The sequence below is a fragment of the Microbacterium sp. genome, from assembly GCF_051860965.1.
Lineage (GTDB): Bacteria > Actinomycetota > Actinomycetes > Actinomycetales > Microbacteriaceae > Microbacterium.
The window spans coordinates 209867-227719 of record NZ_JBIMKU010000007.1 but is presented as its reverse complement, the minus strand read 5'-3'; the positions used below and the strand labels follow the sequence as shown (position 1 = coordinate 227719).

Annotated in this window: 17 protein-coding genes, 2 tRNA genes and 2 pseudogenes; 9 read left to right on the top strand and 12 right to left on the bottom strand. The window is 69.5% G+C overall.

Annotated elements, in window-relative coordinates:
- Positions 1 to 96 precede the first annotated feature (96 nt).
- The 3 genes from ACTIFV_RS14935 (at position 97) to ACTIFV_RS14925 (ending at position 1687) form a co-directional block, all read left to right on the top strand.
- Positions 97 to 1452, top strand: a complete 1356-nt coding sequence (locus ACTIFV_RS14935) for a peptidoglycan DD-metalloendopeptidase family protein (protein ID WP_439593583.1) — start codon at positions 97 to 99, stop codon at positions 1450 to 1452.
- Between the two features lie 65 nt (positions 1453 to 1517).
- Positions 1518 to 1589, top strand: a tRNA-Thr gene (locus ACTIFV_RS14930).
- A gap of 24 nt (positions 1590 to 1613) precedes the next feature.
- Positions 1614 to 1687: transfer RNA gene (locus ACTIFV_RS14925), tRNA-Met, on the top strand.
- Between the two features lie 84 nt (positions 1688 to 1771).
- On the opposite strand, the gene ACTIFV_RS14920 is transcribed toward ACTIFV_RS14925, so the two are convergent.
- From ACTIFV_RS14920 to ACTIFV_RS14890, 7 genes are all read right to left on the bottom strand, one after another.
- On the bottom strand, positions 1772 to 2359 hold the full coding sequence (locus ACTIFV_RS14920; protein WP_439593582.1) for a dihydrofolate reductase family protein: 588 nt from the start codon (positions 2357 to 2359) through the stop codon (positions 1772 to 1774).
- 90 nt (positions 2360 to 2449) lie between these two features.
- Positions 2450 to 3229: an isocitrate lyase/PEP mutase family protein gene (locus tag ACTIFV_RS14915; RefSeq protein WP_439593581.1), complete on the bottom strand. Its 780-nt coding sequence runs from the start codon at positions 3227 to 3229 to the stop codon at positions 2450 to 2452.
- 65 nt (positions 3230 to 3294) lie between these two features.
- On the bottom strand, positions 3295 to 3543 hold the full coding sequence (locus tag ACTIFV_RS14910; RefSeq protein ID WP_439593580.1) for a DUF3253 domain-containing protein: 249 nt from the start codon (positions 3541 to 3543) through the stop codon (positions 3295 to 3297).
- A gap of 5 nt (positions 3544 to 3548) precedes the next feature.
- Positions 3549 to 3725 (bottom strand): hypothetical protein, encoded by a 177-nt coding sequence (locus ACTIFV_RS14905; RefSeq protein ID WP_439593579.1) that lies wholly within the window; start codon positions 3723 to 3725, stop codon positions 3549 to 3551.
- A gap of 104 nt (positions 3726 to 3829) precedes the next feature.
- Positions 3830 to 4015, bottom strand: coding sequence for a hypothetical protein (locus ACTIFV_RS14900; protein ID WP_439593578.1), 186 nt, complete (start codon positions 4013 to 4015; stop codon positions 3830 to 3832).
- An 88-nt stretch (positions 4016 to 4103) separates the two neighbouring features.
- Positions 4104 to 4760 (bottom strand): response regulator, encoded by a 657-nt coding sequence (locus ACTIFV_RS14895; RefSeq protein WP_439593577.1) that lies wholly within the window; start codon positions 4758 to 4760, stop codon positions 4104 to 4106.
- Complete coding sequence (locus ACTIFV_RS14890) at positions 4757 to 6382, bottom strand: ATP-binding protein (RefSeq protein ID WP_439593576.1); 1626 nt, start codon at positions 6380 to 6382, stop codon at positions 4757 to 4759. The genes ACTIFV_RS14895 and ACTIFV_RS14890 overlap by 4 nt, the downstream gene beginning before the upstream one ends.
- Positions 6383 to 6542: 160 nt before the next feature.
- On the opposite strand from ACTIFV_RS14890, the gene ACTIFV_RS14885 reads away from it, so the two are divergent.
- The 3 genes from ACTIFV_RS14885 (at position 6543) to ACTIFV_RS14875 (ending at position 9696) form a co-directional block, all read left to right on the top strand.
- Positions 6543 to 8069 carry a CitMHS family transporter gene (locus ACTIFV_RS14885; RefSeq protein ID WP_439593617.1) on the top strand — a complete coding sequence of 509 codons (1527 nt, stop codon included), beginning with the start codon at positions 6543 to 6545 and terminating at the stop codon, positions 8067 to 8069.
- Between the two features lie 165 nt (positions 8070 to 8234).
- On the top strand, positions 8235 to 9221 hold the full coding sequence (locus ACTIFV_RS14880) for an aldo/keto reductase (RefSeq protein WP_439593575.1): 987 nt from the start codon (positions 8235 to 8237) through the stop codon (positions 9219 to 9221).
- A 334-nt stretch (positions 9222 to 9555) separates the two neighbouring features.
- The gene (locus ACTIFV_RS14875; RefSeq protein WP_439593574.1) at positions 9556 to 9696 is read left to right on the top strand and encodes a hypothetical protein; all 141 of its coding nucleotides are present in this window, start codon (positions 9556 to 9558) and stop codon (positions 9694 to 9696) included.
- A 108-nt stretch (positions 9697 to 9804) separates the two neighbouring features.
- Here the strand turns inward: ACTIFV_RS14875 and ACTIFV_RS14870 are convergent, their stop codons facing one another.
- The gene (locus ACTIFV_RS14870; RefSeq protein WP_439593573.1) at positions 9805 to 11532 is read right to left on the bottom strand and encodes an acyl-CoA dehydrogenase; all 1728 of its coding nucleotides are present in this window, start codon (positions 11530 to 11532) and stop codon (positions 9805 to 9807) included.
- Between the two features lie 192 nt (positions 11533 to 11724).
- On the opposite strand from ACTIFV_RS14870, the gene ACTIFV_RS14865 reads away from it, so the two are divergent.
- On the top strand, positions 11725 to 12750 hold the full coding sequence (locus tag ACTIFV_RS14865; protein WP_439593572.1) for a PIG-L deacetylase family protein: 1026 nt from the start codon (positions 11725 to 11727) through the stop codon (positions 12748 to 12750).
- 11 nt (positions 12751 to 12761) lie between these two features.
- Positions 12762 to 13301 (top strand): YaeQ family protein, encoded by a 540-nt coding sequence (locus ACTIFV_RS14860; protein WP_439593571.1) that lies wholly within the window; start codon positions 12762 to 12764, stop codon positions 13299 to 13301.
- 3 nt (positions 13302 to 13304) lie between these two features.
- On the opposite strand, the gene ACTIFV_RS14855 is transcribed toward ACTIFV_RS14860, so the two are convergent.
- From ACTIFV_RS14855 to ACTIFV_RS14840, 4 genes and pseudogenes are all read right to left on the bottom strand, one after another.
- Positions 13305 to 14009, bottom strand: coding sequence for a GTP pyrophosphokinase (locus tag ACTIFV_RS14855; RefSeq protein ID WP_439593570.1), 705 nt, complete (start codon positions 14007 to 14009; stop codon positions 13305 to 13307).
- Positions 14010 to 14067: 58 nt separating this feature from the next.
- Positions 14068 to 15246: an ROK family protein gene (locus ACTIFV_RS14850; RefSeq protein WP_439593569.1), complete on the bottom strand. Its 1179-nt coding sequence runs from the start codon at positions 15244 to 15246 to the stop codon at positions 14068 to 14070.
- A 117-nt stretch (positions 15247 to 15363) separates the two neighbouring features.
- The gene (locus ACTIFV_RS14845) at positions 15364 to 16413 is read right to left on the bottom strand and encodes an ABC transporter permease (protein ID WP_439593568.1); all 1050 of its coding nucleotides are present in this window, start codon (positions 16411 to 16413) and stop codon (positions 15364 to 15366) included.
- Positions 16410 to 16763: pseudogene (locus tag ACTIFV_RS14840) on the bottom strand (ATP-binding cassette domain-containing protein); the annotation flags it as partial. The pseudogene ACTIFV_RS14840 and the gene ACTIFV_RS14845, both read right to left, overlap by 4 nt.
- Here ACTIFV_RS14840 and ACTIFV_RS14835 point away from each other — a divergent pair.
- Positions 16757 to 17827: pseudogene (locus ACTIFV_RS14835) on the top strand (Gfo/Idh/MocA family protein); the annotation flags it as partial. The pseudogenes ACTIFV_RS14840 and ACTIFV_RS14835 sit on opposite strands and share 7 nt — an antisense overlap.
- Positions 17828 to 17853 lie beyond the last annotated feature (26 nt).

The following is a 17853-nucleotide window of genomic DNA, read 5'->3' as shown; positions in this document are numbered from 1 at the left end:
GAGACCGCAGGGGTTTCGCGCGCAGAACGCCGCCGCCGCGACGCGGTGCTGACGCCGGTCGCTGCGGCTGACACGCGGGGTGCCGAAGAGCAGACGATGGATGCCGCGCCCTCACCGCATGACGCGGTCATCGCCTCGGCTGCGCCGATCGTCGAGATCGCGGCCGCATCCGCCGCCGTCGTGCTGGACGCGGTCGAAGACGTCGTCATCCCCGAACCCCTCCCCGCCGCCGAGCCCGCCCGGCGCTCGCGTCGCGACGCTCGCGCGGACCGCGCGGCAGCCCCCGTCCCCGAGATCGGGCCGGAGGCATTCGCGATGCCCGAGCCGCTGCCGCGCCGGGCCACGCTGCGTGCACCGCGTCCCGCTCCCGCGGCCGAGCCCGTCGTCGAGACCGTGCTCACCCCCGTCGAGCCGTTCGAGCTCGTCGAGCCTTCCGTCGCCGAGCCCGTCGAACTCGTCCAGCCCGCTGCGGCCGAGCCGATCGTCGAAGACCGGATCACGCCGTTCGCGCTGATCGAGCCTTCTGTGGCGGAGCCCGTCGAAGAGATCGCGACGGAGGATGCCGAGGGTGCGGCATCCATCGCCGACGACTTCGAGGCCGCCGCCCGCCTGTTCTCCTTCACGGGCGAGACCGCGATCATCACCGAGGAGCCCTCCGCTCCCGTCGACGAGCCGATCATCGCCCACGCCGTGCCCCGCAAGGCGCGCCGCACCCGCGGACTCGCGTTCAAGCGCATCGCGGCGACCTCGTTCTCGATCGGCGTCTTCGGCGTCGTGGGTCTGATGACCGTCGGCATGACGACGCCCGCCGAGGCTGTCGCCGCCGCCGGCGGCACGACGACCTCGGCGATGTCGGTCGTCGCACCCGGCGACGTCGAGACCGAGGGCGCTGACGCGGATGCGATCCAGGCGTACGTCGCCCCCGCGACGACCGAGGACATCGCCGTCGCTCGCTCCGAGAACTACGCGACCGTCTCGATGGCCGAGATCGCGCGCGAGTCGGGCATCCAGAACTTCTCGAACCTCTTCGTGAACGACCCGACGTCTCCGATCCAGTGGCCGTTCGCGGTCGGTGTGCCGATGTCGTACGGCTTCGGCATGCGCTCGGGCGCGATGCACCAGGGCATCGACTTCACCCCCGGCGCGGGATCGCCCATCCAGGCGATCGCGGACGGCACCGTGCGCGTCGCGAGCGAGTCGGGCGGCGCCTACGGCGTACACGTCATCATCGATCACATCATCGACGGGCAGCTGGTCTCGAGCCACTACGCGCACATGCAGTACGGCTCGCTTCAGGTGGTCCCCGGCCAGCAGGTCACGGTCGGCACCGTCCTCGGTCACACGGGCAACACGGGTCGCTCGTTCGGCGCCCACACGCACTTCGAGATCCTGCAGAACGGCACGACGCCGATCGACCCGCTTCCCTGGCTGCGACAGCACGCCGGAGGCTGACCCGCGATTCAGCGGGATGCCGGTGCTCTGGTATCCTCGTCTAGTTGCCTGCGCGCAGGTGACACGCCCCGATAGCTCAGTGGCAGAGCACTTCCATGGTAAGGAAGGGGTCGTCAGTTCAATCCTGACTCGGGGCTCGCAGCATCCACGGATGCCGTTGCGGCGGGGTAGCTCAGTTGGTGAGAGCGCACGACTCATAATCGTGAGGTCGCGGGTTCAAGCCCCGCTCCCGCTACGGAAGAAGCGCCCCCTCGTGGGGCGCTTCTTCCGTTCCGGGTGGGTTGTCGGTAGATCCGCGTGCGGGCGACCCGCTCTTAGCTCATGCTCGTCGGCGGTCGTACGTCAGCACGCGGACTCCGCCGTCCAGGGCGACCTCGTCCACAGGTTCGAACAGGTAGGACGAGAACGATCCGTCGAAGAGAGGCACGCCCGACCCGATGACCGACGGGTTCAGCTTCAGGATGAGCCGGTCGATCTCGGGCAGCAGAGCGGCTGCGATCTTCCCGCCGCCGACGAGCCAGATATCTCCGCCGGTTTCCGCCTTCAGCTCCCGCACGAAGGACGACGGGTCGGATGACACGAGTTGGACGTCGGGGTCGGGGCTGGCGGTCATGGTCCGCGAGAAGACGATGTGCCGCAGGTGCGGGTAGGCGTTGGTCAGCCCGGCGGCGAGCCCGATCTCGTAGGAGTGCCGCCCTTCCACGACCGTGTCGAAGACGCGCCCGGCGCCGTCGATGGCGAGCGCCTTCCGCGCGGGCGCGGGCAGGGTCTCCGGATGGTTCTCGACGATGAACTGCACGAGATCGGGTGTGACGGGGAAGTAGTCCTGCCCGCTGGGGTCAGCGGCGTCGGGTCCGGCGATGAATCCGTCGAGGGTCGTCGCCACGTAGTAGACGAGCTTGCGCATGCGATCCTTTCGAGTCGTCGTGTGGGGTTCGGTCGGTCTTCAGACGACCAGACGGCTGCGGTACGGGACTCCGCAGCCGTCTGCCGGTGCTCAGTTGAGCTCGCGGGTCGTCGACGGGATGACGCCGTCGGCATACAGATCGGCGGCGAGATCCTGCAGCGCGGTCAGGGCCACCCGCTGGGGGAGCGGACCGTAGGAGATCCGGGCGACGCCGAGCGCCTCGTACTCCGCGGCGCGCAGGGCGCCGGGCACGCCGATGACGCTGACCTTGCGCTCGCCGATGCCCTCGACGAGGCGGCGGGCGGTCTCGGCATCCACTCGTCCCGGCACGAAGACGACGTCCGCACCCGCGTCGAGGTACGCGCGACCACGCGCGATCGCATCGGCGATCGACTCTTCGAGGGGGCGATCGCCGCCACGGATGAGCGCGTCGGTGCGCGCGTTCAGGGCGAACGGCACGCCCTCGGCGGCGCCGGCCGCGATGATGGCCTTCACCGCGGCGACGGACTCGTCGAGGGGACGCAGGCGGTCCTCGACGTTCGCTCCGACGACTCCCACCCCGATGGCCCGACGTGCGGTCTCGCCCGCGTTGCCGTAGCCGGCGTCGAGGTCGGCCGAGACGGGCAGATCGCCGACGGCCTGCACGATTCGTCCGACCATGTCGAGCATGGTCTCGAGCGGGATGTTCTCGCCGTCCTCGTAGCCGAACGTCGCGGCGATCGAGTGCCCGGCCGTGGCGATCGCGCGGGTCTCGGGGAGCGCGGCGACGGCCTTCGCGGAAACGACATCCCACACGTTCACGACGCGGAGGATCTCGGGAGCAGCGTGCAGTCGGGCGAGGGTCTGAGCTTTCTCGGCTTGCGTAGTCATCCCTCCACGCTAGCCGCGCGAAGACCGATCGCGGCGATCGGACCGAGACGCGCGTCAGGGCTGTCTCAGGGGCGGCGGCGGATCCGCACAGGGCCCCGCGCCGTCCGGACGTCAACGACCTCCCCGCCCTGGGTGACATCGACGAGCCCGGCATCGGCCAGGCGACCGGCGGCCGCGCGGGCGTCGTCCATTCGATCGCGCCACTCGTCGCCGCCGACGGCGCGGGCGGCTTCTGAAGGGCAGACGCTCGATGACGGCGACCGCTTCGACAGCAGGTCGAGGATCACCGTGTCGAGGTCCGCCTCATCGCTCATCGGCCTCAGCGATCCTCGCCGGCCTGCTCGTCCTCTTCGGGCTCGAACGTCGATGATTCACCCGTGTGCCCCGCGGCCACGCCGTCGGGCGCGTTCGGGATCGTGCCGTCCTGGCCGAGTCCGTCCGGCTTGGACTCGCCCTCCGCATCGTTGCGCGATGCCTTCTCGTCCTGCTCAGTCATTCCGAGCCTCCTCTGCCGCCTCCATGGCCGCGTCGCCTTCTTCCGGCGACTCGGATCCCGCGTCTGCCGCCGGATCGTCTTCCGGAACGTTCTCGGGCTCCCGCTCAGTCATGCTCGTGCCCTTCGGATCCGCCGGTGCGAGCCGGGCTCACGTACGAGTCGGCGCTGTCGTCGAGTTCGCTGTCGCCGACGTCCTCGAGGACGGGTTCGTCATGCACGGACCGCTCGACATCCGGCCCCTCGAAGCCCTCGTCGTCGTCCTCGCCGGCACGCTGATTCTCGGATGTCATCTCGACCCTTCGTCAGGTACAGCTTGTGCCGCGCCGACGCGGAGGCGAAGGGGGTTGACATCGACGGAACCGTGACGATCGACGTCCGTCAGGGTGTGCTCGGTCGCGCGGCGTACCGGTGCTCGGGGCGCCCGGTGGTGCCGTAGCGCAGCCGTACGTCGATGACCCCGCGGGTCGCGAGTGCCGAGAGGTGACGCTGCGCCGTCGCCCGCGAGATGCCGGCGCGGTCTGCCACCTCGCTCGCGGATGCCTCGTCGGTGCCGAGGCGCTCGAGGACGAGCTGCTCGGTCGCCGATCGCGAGACGGAGGACTGATCGCCTGCGCCATGAAGGATCGCGAGCGCTCGATCGAGGTCCGCCTGCGACAGCACCCGGTCGTGGTGCACGAGGTTGCGGAAGCGCGCGTAGCGGTCCAGGTGGCCGGCGAGCACGCCGGTGTCGAAGGGCTTGAACAGATACGCGAGCGCGCCGGCGCCGAGAGCGCGCCGCACGGTCGGGGCGTCGTTCGCGGCCGACAGCACCATGGCGTCGGTCGCGGATGCCCGGGCCAGTTCGATCCCGTCGCCATCGGGGAGGTAGACGTCCACGAGCAGCAGGTCGGGACGTTGCGCCGCGACGGCACGGGTGGCCTCGCCGACCGAGCGCACGGGCTCCAAGGCGGTGAAGCCCGGCCGCGCGGCCACGATGTCGTGATGAAGCGCTCCCACGCGGAAGTCGTCGTCGACGATCAGCACGGTGATGCTCATTCCGATCCCTCTCTCGTGTTCGTCATGACCGCCGGAAGACGTGCCCCGAAGACCGCTCCTGCGCCGCCACCGCCCGCGTCGATGAGCCAGACGTCGCCCCCGGCGCGCCGTGCGATGTCGCGCGAGAGCGGCAGGCCGATCCCGAGACCGTGGATGGCGTCGGCCGGGGCGTCTTCGACCGCCCTGCCGCCGAACACGTCGGCGTCCGGCGCAACTCCCTGTCCGGAGTCCGCCACCGTCAGCACGAGCTCCGACCCGTCGGTCAGCAGTCCGACCTCGACCCACGCAGGCGTTCCGTTCCGCGCCGCGGCCGTCGCCGCGTTGTCGATCAGGTTGCCGAGGATGGTCGCGACATCCTCGACGTCCGCGACCGATCCGATGACGAGCGTCTCGTCGCCGACGGACAAGGCGATGCCGCGCTCGGCCAGCTCGATCGCCTTCGCGCCGAGGAAAGACTGGATGAACGGATCCGCGACGAGCGCGATCCCCGGCACGTCGATGTCGACGGGACTGCGTTCGAGCTGCTCGGCGAGGAACTCCCGCGCGTCGGTTGCCCGCCCGGCGTCGATGAGGCCCGTCGCGACGTGCATCCGGTTCGCGAACTCGTGACGCTGCACGCGCAGGGCCCCCGTCATCGCGCGGACGGTGTCGAGGCGCTCACTCAGGGCGACCACGTCGGTCCGGTCGCGCACGATCAGGATCTCGCCGAGATCACGCCCCTCCCGTCGCACGGGCTGCGCGTCGAGGTAGAGGATGCGGTCGCCCCACGCGATCCCGTCGTGTGCGCGGCCGTCGTGGGCGGCCGCGAGGACCTCGGCGGGAACGCCGAGCTCCGTCAGCGTCCGCCCGACCGGATCGGAGAGCCCCAGCATCCGCCCTGCCGCCGCGTTGCACACGCGCACGACGCCGTCCTCGTCGAGGGCGATCACGCCGTCGCCGACGCCGTCGAGCACAGCCGCCTGGTTCTGCACGAGCGCGACGAGGTCCTCGGGCTGCAGGCCGAGTGTCACCCGCTCCCACCGGCGGCGCATGAGCACCGTCGCGAGCACGGCGAGGCCGAGCGCGCCGGCCGCGGCGAGCGCGATCGAGGCGAGCAGGATCGGCAGGTCGTCGAACACGCTCGCGCGTTCGAAGCCGACGCTCACCTCGCCCACGGCCGCGTCGCCGGTGAGAGGCCAGACCGGCACCTTCGCCCGCGCCGACTCGCCCAGCGTGCCGCGCTCCCAGTCGACGACTTCGTTGCCGGCGATCACCTCCGCGAAGGGCGTCGAGACGACCTCACCGAGGAGCTCCTGATTCGGATGGGCGAGACGGATGCCGTGGTCATCCGTGATGACGACGAAGAGGGCGTCGGTGCGCTCGGCGACGGAGGTCGCGATCTGCTGCAGCGCACCGTCGCGCAGCTGCGCGGCATCCGGAACACCAGGGTCCTGCGAGAACCCGGCGACGAGCGCTCTCACGTCGGGGTCCTCGGCCACCGTCCGGGCGATGTTGAGAGCCGAGGACTCGGACTCGGCACGCAGCTGCTGCACGCCGAGGACGAGGAAGACCGCGGTGCACACCGCCACGACAGCGGCGACGAGCGCGAGCTGCAGCAGCAGGATCCTCGTCGCGAACCGCATCGTCCTCCTCGACGCCCGTGAGCAATATGCGCTCAACACACGCTACGCGCACAAGACCCGCAATGCGACCAAGCGCGCGCTCGGGGGAGCGCCCGCATAGATTCGCGGGAATCGCACACGTCGGAGTGTGCACGCAGACGAAGGAGTCGAGATGGATGCGATGACTCTCACGATCGCAGCAGCGGCGGATGAGGGCTACGACACGGCATTCGTGCCGTCCGAGGGCGTGCTCGTCATCCTCGGGTTCACGATGGTGCTGACCTTCATGGTGCTGATCATGACGCGGCGGCTCACGCCGATGGTCGCCCTCATCCTCGTGCCGACGATCTTCGGCCTGTTCGCGGGGGCCGGGCTCGGGCTCGGCGACATGATCATCGACGCGATCGGCACGATGGCGCCCACGGCGGCGCTGCTGATGTTCGCGATCATGTACTTCGGCATCATGATCGACGTCGGCCTCTTCGATCCGCTGATCCGGCTCATCACTCGTCTGCTCGGCGACGACCCGGCCAAGGTCGTCCTCGGCACGGCGATCCTCGCCGGTGCGGTCTCGCTCGACGGCGACGGGTCGACGACCTTCATCATCACGACCTCGGCCATGCTCCCGATCTATCTGCGCCTGGGCATGAGTCCCGTCGTCCTCACGTGCGTCGCGGGTCTCATGAACGGCACGCTCAACATCGTCCCGTGGGGCGGTCCGACCGTGCGGGCCGCGACGGCGCTGGGACTCGAGCCGACCGACATCTTCGTCCCGATGCTGCCCTCGCTCGCCGCGGGACTCGTCATCGCGCTGGCCTTCGCGTGGTTCCTCGGTCTCTCGGAGCGCCGGCGTCTCGCGGGATCGATCGACACCTCGAAGCTCGACGCGACGGCGGCCGAGGGCGGCCTGCGCGGCCCGCGGATCTTCCGCGGCTCCGACGCGAAGCCCGGCGCCCGTGCCAGCCTGCGCACCGGCAACATCGTGACGGTCAACGGCACCCGCGGCCGCGTCGCGGTCGAGTCGCTCGTCGACACCGGCGACACCGCGATGGCCGACACGATGCTCGACCCGAACCGCGCGACCCTGCGACCGAAGCTCATCTGGTTCAACCTCGCCCTGACGCTCGCGGTCATGGTGCTGCTCGTGCTCGATCTCTTCCCGCTGCCGTACGTCTTCATGGTGGGTGCCGCGGTCGCGCTGGTCGTCAACTTCACGAAGCTCAAGAGCCAGGCCGACGAGATCGTCGCCCACGCGCCCTCGATCGTCGGCGTGGTCTCGATGGTGCTCGCCGCGGGCGTCCTCGTCGGCGTGCTCAACGGCACGGGGATGGTCGATGCGATGGCGTCCTGGATCACGACGGTCATCCCCTCGTCCATGGGACCGTTCCTCGCCGTGATCACCGGCATCCTGTCGATCCCGTTCACATTCTTCATGTCCAACGACGCGTTCTACTTCGGCATCCTGCCGATCCTCGCCGAGAGTGCCGCGACCTACGGCATCGAACCGGTCGAGATGGCGCGCGCCTCCATCACGGGGCAGCCTGTGCACCTGCAGAGCCCTCTCGTCCCGGCGATCCTGCTCCTCGTCTCGCTCGCCGGCGTCAACCTCGGCGACCACCATAAGAAGGTGCTCTGGCGCGCGACGGTCGTCTCGCTCGCGATGCTGGCAGTGGGGGTGCTCGTCGGCGCGATCCCGTTCGCGGCGTGACGTGACGGGTGGGCGATGCCGCGGCATCCCCACCCGTCTCGATGGCCCCACGCGCCGGCGCTGAGGGGTTCTGGCCGAACCCGGCTCACCAGGCACTCCCGCGCCGACGTCCGATGCGGTGGGATGGAGGCATCCACCCGCCACGCTGACGAAAGGCGACGAATCATGCACACGCGCACACTGGGCCAGGGTCTCGAGGTCTCGTCCGTCGGCATCGGCGCGATGGGGATGTCGATGAGCTACGGCCCGAACCCGGGCGACCGCGACGACATGATCGGCGTCCTGCGCTATGCCGTCGAACACGGCATCAGCCTCATCGACACGGCGGAGGTCTACGGTCCGTACGACAACGAGGTCCTCGTGGGCGAGGCGATCGCCCCGATCCGCGATCGCGTCGTGGTGGCGACGAAGTTCGGCTGGAACATCGTCGACGGACGGATGCAGGGCGTCGATTCGCGGCCCGAGCAGATCCGCCGCGTGGCCGAGGGTTCGCTGCAGCGCCTGGGCGTCGATGCGATCGATCTCTTCTATCAGCACCGCGTCGACCCGTCCGTGCCGATCGAGGACGTCGCGGGGACCGTCGGCGAACTGATCGACGAGGGCAAGGTGAAGCACTTCGGGCTCTCCGAGGCGGGCGCCGACACGATCCGCCGCGCCCACGCTGTCCACCCGGTGACCGCGGTGCAGAGCGAGTACTCGCTGTGGACGAGGGACCCCGAGGCCGAGGTCCTCCCGGTGTGCGCCGAGCTCGGGATCGGCTTCGTGCCGTTCAGCCCGCTCGGCAAGGGCTTCTTCACGGGGTCGGTGTCGGCCGACGCGACGTTCGGCCCGGACGAGATCCGCGGGCGGGTCCCCCGCTTCGAGGCCGAGAACCTCGCGGCGAATCAGGGGCTCATCGACCACGTGAGCGCCCTCGCCGCGTCGAAGGGAGCGACTCCGGGTCAGGTCGCCCTCGCCTGGCTGCTGGCGCAGCATCCCTTCATCGTCCCCATCCCGGGCACGCGTCGTCGCGAGCGGATCGACGAGAACGCGGGCTCGACGACGGTCGGGCTGTCGGCCGACGACATCGCGGAGCTGAGCGCTCTGACGCAACGGTTCGGCGTCGCCGGCGACCGCTACGACGAGGCGGGAATGAGGATGGTCGGGCTCTGAATCGACCCCTCATCCTGAGGTTCGGCACCGTCCCTCAAGACTGCCCAAAGATCGAATCAATCGACCTCGAAAGCGCCACGAGGGGCGGTAACGTCTCTCTTGTCGCCGAAAGCGACGAACTGCAGGGAAGATGTCGTGCGAGGCCGCTGGGGGAATCCGGGGGGAATTCCGGCCGAGGACGCATCACGGTGAACTGGGGAGTTTCGCCGAAGGTCGTCGGGTCGGGTGGTTCGTTCTGGGGAGCGGATCCACCCGCACCACGACGCCAGATCTCACGAAACGCCCGCCCGCTCGCTCTGAGCGGCTCCACCGTCTCGCCTGAAAGGTGATCGCCATGTCTGCTCGCACTCGCTCCACCTCATCGCTCTCGATCGTCGCCGTGCTCCTTACCACCGTCATCAGCCTGATCGCGCTGACGCCGCGCGACCGGTCCACCACGCCCATGGCCGGCAGCCACGGACTCGCGCTGATCTGACGGTCAGCATCGCGGCCGCGCCACAGGGTGCGGGTGCGGCCTTCGTCGCGACGCGATGGATGCCCGAGGTCTCGGCCTTCCAGCCGATACGGCTTCACCGCACGCTGATCAGGCGATCTCGCCGCCCGCGACGGTGTCGGCGAGAGCCGCGACCCTCGGCAGGTGGTGGGCACCGTAGAAGTCCGCGATCGTCAGCCGTTCACGATCGCGCGCGGACAGCGCGTCGTGTGCGAGCACGGCCCGCACGGCGAGGGCGTGCATCCACCCGCCCGCCAGCGTGCCGAGCAGCATGAGGTACGGAACGCTCACGGCGTAGGCGTCGCGCGGTGAGGATGCGAAGCCGAGCAGATCGGTCGTCGCGCGGCGCGTCGCGGCGATCGCTCGCTCGAGGCGATCCGCTGTGCGGACGGCGACGGCATCGCTCTGCGCGCGCAGCGCATCGATCGTCTTCTCGATGTCGGCGAGGAGGAGCTCGACTGTGGCGCCGCCGTTGCGGAGCACCTTGCGGCCGACGAGGTCGTTCGACTGGATCGCCGTGGTGCCCTCGTAGATGGTCATGATCCGCGCGTCGCGATAGTGCTGCGCGACGCCGGTCTCTTCGATGAAGCCCATGCCGCCGTGCACCTGGATCGCGTCACTCGTGACCTGCACGGCGTCCTCGGTCGTCCAGCCCTTGAGGATCGGCACGAAGAACTCGGCGAGCGCGGCGAGGCTCTCGTCGCTCTCGGCGCGGTCGAGCAGGTCGGCGGCGTACACCCCGAGCGCGCGCATCGCGAACACCTCGCTCGACATCGAGAGCAGGAGACGGCGGACATCGGGATGCTCGGCGATGGTCGCCCCCGAGTCGCGGCCGATCACGCCGCCCTGCACGCGATCCGCGGCGTAGGCGGTCGCCTGCTGCAGCGCGCTGTCGGAGATGCCGGTGGCCTGGAAGCCCATGCCGGCGCGGGCCGAGTTCATCATGACGAACATGCCGGCGAGGCCCCCGTGCAGCTCACCCGCGAGGTAGCCGGTCGCATCCTCGTACGACAGGACGCACGTCGGGCTGCCGTGGATGCCCAGCTTGTGCTCGACGGCGACGGTCGTGACGCCGTTGCGCTCGCCGAGTGAGCCGTCGACGCCTACGAGGAACTTCGGAACGACGAAGAGCGAGAGGCCCTTCGCGCCCGCCGGTGCGTCGGGCGTGCGCGCGAGCACGAGGTGGACGATGTTCTCGGCGACGTCGTGGTCGCCCCACGTGATGAAGATCTTCTGGCCGCGCAGCGACCACGAGCCGTCCTCGCGGGGAGTCGCGATCGTGCGGATCGCACCGAGGTCGGTGCCCGCGTCGGGTTCGGTGAGGTTCATCGTGCCGGTCCACTCGCCCGAGACGAGCTTCTCGAGATAGACCTTGCGGAGCTCGTCGGATGCGACGGCGTCGAGGGCGTGGATCTGGCCCGCGGTCAGCAGCCAGCAGAGAGCGAAGGCCGCATTCGAGCCGTTCCAGATCTCGCCGAGGCCCGCGCGGATCGCGCCGGGCAGTCCGTCGCCACCCGCCGAGACCGGGGCCTCGGCGGTGACCCAGCCGCTCTCGACGAACGACTGATACGCCTCGGCGAAGCCTGCGGGAAGCCGCACGGATCCGTCGACGAGCTGCGCGCCCTCGCGGTCGCCGACCGTCTGGAGCGGTGCGAGCACCGACGATGCGAAGTCGCCCGCGGCCTCGACGATGTCGACGCCGTCCGAGGCGCTCATCTCGCCATCGGTCGCGCGCGCGACGAGGTCGATCCCGAAAGCCTCGCCGAACAGGAATTCGTAGTCTTCGACGGGCGCCTTGTAGGCGGATTCTGCGGCCATGGTGAAACCTCACGGGGTGGAGCGGAATGAAACTCAGACTCAGAGTACTTGGAACCGAGTCTCAAAGCGAGGCATACTGCGGAGTTTCCGTCCCCGCACCGACCTCGAACTGGTGATTTCTCACAGTGGCAGGGGGTACCGCGGGCTGGCAGGATCATGTCGACACCGGCGCGATATCAAGGGAGAACGTCGATGCAGGCAAGATTCGGTCGCAGGGGAGCCGCGCTCCTGATCGCGGGCATGCTCGTCGCCCTCAGCGGCTGCGCGACGTTCGAGAGCAACCTCTTCGCGGGCGCGGGCACCCCGTCGCCGACTCCGTCCGCCACCGTCGTGACGCACGGACCCGTCGCGCTCGTCGAGCCCGAGTACGATCCCGAGGACATGCCCGTCCACCATCTGTGCGAGAAGGGCACCCTCGTCGCGATCTGGGCGCACTACGACGACGACCTCATCTTCGGCCACCAACGCGTCAACGATGCGCTGGACCAGGGCATGTGCGTCACGGTCGCGTACCTCTCGGCGGGCGATGCCGGGCGCGGCGTCGAGTACTCCCAGGGGCGCGAGCTCGGCATCCGCAACGCCTACGACACCCTGCGAGGCCTCGACGGGCAGTGGAAGGAGTCGACCGACACGCTGCGTACCGGTGTCACGGTCGAAGAGTGGCGGCCGGCCGGCCTCCCGGAGCTGACACTGCTCTCGTTCCGACTCGTCGACGGGAACATCGACGGCAGCGGCTTCGCGAGCATGGGATACGAGAGCCTCGCGAAGCTGGCAGCCGGCACGATCCCGACCGTGCGCGACGTCGACGGCCCGGAAGAGCTCACGAAGGACCAGATCACGCATTCGCTCATCGAGATCCTGAGTGAGCACCGCCCGACCCAGATCCTCACGGGCATGCCGCACGAAGCGAGCGACCTCGCGAGCGGAGACCACTCCGACCACCAGACGGTCGCCTCGTTCGCCCGCGCCTCGTGGCGGAGCATGGGCATCGATCCCGCGCTCGTCACGTACGCGATCGGCTACCAGACCTCGGGATATCCCGTGAACGTCGAGGGCGACGTCCTCGCCGCGAAGGTCGCGGCATTCTCGGCCTACGCGATCCAGGATCCCGTGACGGCGAAGTGCCGCGACCTGAACTCCTGCCTCGATCTGCGGCTGTTCGGAGCGTGGCTGCAGCGCGAGTACGCCAAGACGGCGGCCGAGGTGCCCTTGCCGTAGGCTCGTCACCCATGGCAGCCGGCGCGACGATCCACACGTTCGAGGTGCAGCTGGCCGACGTCGATCGGGGCGTCTACGACGAGCTCTCGCTGCGGGTCGCGAGGCATCCATCCGAAACGGGTGCGTTCATGCTGACGCGTGTGCTCGCCTACTGCCTCGAGTACACGGAGGGCATCGCCTTCAGCGAGGGGATCTCAGCGACCGACGAACCCGCCGTCCTCGTTCGCGACCTCACCGGCAGCCTGACGGCGTGGATCGAAGTCGGCGCGCCGGACGCCGAGCGCCTGCACCTCGGCAGCCGTCAGGCGGATCGGACCGTCGTCTACACGCATCGCGATCCCGTCAAGGTCGCCGCCGCATGGACGGGCAAGCGCATCCATCGGGCGGACGCGATCGCGCTCTACAGCTTCGACCCCGGGTTCGTCGAAGATGCCGCCGAGCTCATCGAGCGGCGCAACACGATGACGGTCTCGGTCACCGAGCGGCACCTCTATCTCGAGCTCAACGGAGCGACGCGCAGCTCCGACATCCACGAACGCGGCGTCGACTGATGCTCAGGTGAGGGATGCCGTGCGCCCGCGCGGTGTGCGCCAGTCGTCTCCGTGCAGCTCGCGGTGCAGGCGCTCCATCTTGACGTCGAGCTCGGCCGCCGTCTCGGCCGCGGCGGTGAGCTCGGCCAGAAGCTCCCCGGGCACCTGGCTGTCGTACTTGTAGTAGATCTTGTGCTCGAGGCTCGCCCAGAAGTCCATCGCGATGGTGCGGAACTGGACCTCGACGGGAACCTCCACCCGACCCGTCGAGAGGAAGACGGGCACCTCGACGATCGCGTGCAGGCTCTTGTAGCCGTTGGCCTTGGGCTCGGCGATGTAGTCCTTCACCGCGAGGACGCGGATGTCGTCCTGCTGAGTGAGCAGATCGAACAGGCGGTAGGCGTCGCGCACGAAGCTGCAGGTCACGCGCACGCCGGCGATGTCGGTGATCCCCGCACGGATGCTCTCGAAGTCCGCCTCGATGCCCTTCCTGCCGACCTTGTCGACGATGCTGTCGGGCGACTTCACGCGGCTCGTCACGTGCTCGATCGGGTTGTAGTCGTGCATGAGCTGGAACTCGTCCTGCAGGATCGCGATCTTGGTCTCGACCTCGCGCAGCCCGAACTGGTACTCGAGGAGGAAGCGCTGGAACTCGTCGCGCATGGCCCGGAGCTCACCCGCCGAGTACGAGACGCTGTCGTCGACCGAGAGGGTTCGTGCATCCGCCATGCCCTCGACGCTATCGATGACCGTTAGGAGCGCCCTGTGAGCGGGCCGCCCTCTGGGGCTACGCGGTGACGAGCGCCGTGAGCGACTCGGGCGAGAGCGCGTGCTCGATCGCGAGCATGCTGGCCCCGAGCACGGCGGCGTTCTGTGCCGCGGCCGACTGCACGATGGCGAGGTGCTCGGTCGCGAGCGGGATCGATCGCGTGTAGACGACTTCGCGCACGCCGGCGATGAGATGCTCGCCGACGCGGGCCATCGACCCGCCGATCGCGATGACCGACGGGTTGATCAGGCTCACGCAGGCCGTGAGCACTTCGCCGATGTCGCGACCCGCCTGGCGGACGGCCTGGATCGCGTCGATGTTGCCGCGCTTGACGAGGTCGATGACGTCGCTGCCGCTCTCGGCGGCGACACCCTGCGCGCGCAGCGCACGGGCGATCGCCGGCCCCGAGGCGAGGGCCTCGAGGCATCCCGTGTTGCCGCAATGGCACGGCACGCCGGCGCCCCTCGCGACGCGCACGTGGCCGATGTCGCCCGCAATGCCCTGTGCGCCCCGCTGCAGGGCGCCGCCCGAGATCACGCCGGCGCCGATGCCCGTCGCGATCTTCACGAACATGAGGTGCTCGACGCCGGGGTAGGCGAGCGCGCGCTCGCCGAGCGCCATGATGTTGACGTCGTTGTCGACGAGGACGGGCACGTCGAGGTGCTGGCGCACCCACCCCGGCACGTCGAAGCGATCCCACCCGGGCATGATCGGGGGATTCACCGGCTGCCCGGTCGAGTGCTCGACGGGACCGGGGATGCCCACGCCGATCGCGGCGAGGTCGCGGCTCGAGCGGCCGATGGACGCCAGGAGGCCCTCGGCGTTCTCGACCATCCACGTGAGGACGAGCTCGGGTCCGAGGCGCACGTCGAGCGGCTCGCTGCGGTCGGCGATCACGGCGCCCGCCAGATCGGTGACGGCGAGAGTCGCGTGCGACGCGCCGATGTCGGCTGCCAGCACGAGCCGGGCGCTCGGGTTCAGGGCGAACATCGACGGGGGGCGACCGCCGGTCGACACGGTCTCTGCGATCGGCGTGATGAGGCCCAGGCGCATGAGCTCGTCGACGCGCGCGGCGATCGTCGAGCGCGCGAGGCCGGTCGACTTCGCGAGCTCGGCGCGCGTGCGCGGCACGCCGTCACGCAGAAGCTGGAAGAGCTGGGTCACCCCGGCTGCCCCATTCGGCGATTCGATGCTCACGATTCCCACACCTCAGTCTATTTCTCGCCGGTTCGCCGATCAGAAGATGACGGACTTCTGAAACGGGATGCCGCGGGCGCGGCGATGACGCATCGTCACCGCCGCGCCCGCGGAACATCATCCTCTGCCGGTGGGCCTCGCGAACCGCTGCTGCAGCAGGACGGCGACCACGATGATCACGCCCTTCACCACGGCCTGCACGGAGGAGTTCAGGTTGTTCTGCACGAAGACGTTGGTGAGCGTCGTGAAGATCAGCACGCCGAACACGGTGCCGGTCACCGTCCCGCGGCCACCCGCGAGGAGCGTTCCACCCACGACGACGGCGGCGATCGCATCGAGCTCGAGCAGGGTGCCGTGCGTCGAGGTGCCCGCGGTCGTGCGGCCGAGGTACATGACAGCGGCGATGCCGGCGGTCAGGCCCGAGATCGCGTAGAGCCACATGATGTGGCGCTTGACGTTGATGCCGGCGAGGCGCGCGGCCTCTCGGTTGCCTCCGATGGCGACGGTGCGGCGGCCGAACGTCGTCCGGTTCAGAACGACCCACCCGAGGGCGGCGACGATCGCGAAGATCCAGATCAGCATGTCGACGCCGATGATGTCGAGGTTCATGAAGGTGATGAAGTCGCGGTTGCCGACCTGGAGGGTGCGGCGTTCCGCGAGGATCTCGGCGAGACCACGGGCGGCGACGAGCATCGCGAGCGTCGCCATGAATGCGACCACCTTGCCGTACGCGATCACGATGCCGTTGACGAGCCCGGCGCCGACGCCGACCGCGAGGGCCAGGACGACCATCACGATCCAGTGCAGCTGGTCGGCGAGGTCCTGGATCGCCGCGAGCGTCGCGACGACCGATGCGAGTCCGATGAGGGAGCCGACCGACAGGTCGATGCCGCCCGCCGTGATGACGAGCGTCATTCCGATCGACACGACGCCGAGGATCGAGGCCGCGCGAAGGATCGTCAGCATGTTGCTCGTGGTGAGGAACGTGTCGGGCGCCGTGATGGCACCGGCGATCACGAGCACCAGCAGGGCCGCGACGAGGCCGAGGTTGCGGCCCACGGAGCCCGACAGGAAGCGGCGGAATCCGCTCTCGGTGGCGGTCGAAGAGGCGAGGGGTGCGCCGTTCGCGGGGGCGACGTCGCCCCTGGGGGTGGTCTGCTCGCTCACGCGGCGGTTCCTTTCATGACGAGGTCGAGCACACCGTGCTCGTCGATCTGGGAGGCGGGAAGGGTGGTCAGGATGCGTCCGTCCGAGACCACGAGGACGTTGTCGGCGAGGCCGAGGACCTCTTCGATCTCGCTCGAGATCACCACGACCGCGTTGCCCGCGGCGGCGAGCCCGCGGATGAGCGCGTAGATCTCTGCGCGGGCACCGACGTCGACACCGCGCGTCGGCTCGTCGAGCAGGAGCACGCGGGTGCCGTGCACGAGCCACCGCGCGAGCAGGATCTTCTGCTGATTGCCGCCCGACAGGGTGATGGCGGCGCGGTCCGGGTCGGCGGGGCGGAGCTCTCGAGCCCGAGATGACCGTCGTCGTCGGCCGCGATGCCGCGAAGACCCAGGCATCTGCCCTCAAGTGGGGCTGGGCCGAGGCCGCGACCGACTGGCGCGAGGTCATCGCACGCGACGACATCGACATCGTCGACATCGTCACACCGGGCGACACGCACGCCGAGATCGCGCTCGCCGCCCTCGCGGCCGGCAAGCACGTGCTGTGCGAGAAGCCGCTCGCGAACACCGTGGCCGAGGCCGAGGCGATGACCGCCGCCGCTGATCGGGCCGCGGCCGCGGGCGTGCGCTCGATGGTCGGGTTCACGTATCGACGCGTGCCCGCCACGACCTTCGCGCGCGATCTCGTCGCCGCCGGTCGCATCGGCGACGTCCGCCAGGTGCGGGCCGAGTACCTGCAGGACTGGCTGATGGATGCCGAGGCACCGCTCACGTGGCGCATGCAGAAGGACCGTGCCGGTTCCGGAGCGCTCGGAGACATCGGCGCCCACGCGATCGATCTGACCGAGTACATCACCGGCCAGCGCGTGACGACGGTGTCGGGGATCATCGAGACCCTCGTGAAGGAGCGTCCGCTGCTCGGGGAAGGCCAGGGGCTCTCGGGCACGGCTTCGACCGAACGCGGAGCCGTGACCGTCGACGACATCGCCCTCTTCACCGGGCGTCTGAGCGGCGGGGCCCTGGCGTCGTTCGAGGCGACGCGCTTCCGCACGGGACGCAAGAACGCGCTGCGGATCGAGATCTCCGGCTCGACGGGCGCGATCGCCTTCGACCTCGAGCGCTTGAACGAGCTCGAGTACTACGACGCGACGCAGCCCGAGACGGAGCTCGGCTTCCGCCGCATCCTCGTCACCGAGCACGATCACCCCTATCTCGCGCCGTGGTGGCCGACAGGTCACATGCTCGGCTACGAGCACGGCTTCTCGCACCAGGTGTTCGACTTCGTCACGGCCATCGCGGACGGCTCGCAGCCGCGTCCGTCGTTCGACGACGGTCTGCACGTGCAGCGCGTGCTGGATGCGGTCGAGCGATCGTCGGCGTCCGGCAGCGCCTGGACACCGACGGAAGACTGAATCAGCACTCAACGAAGGAAGGCCTC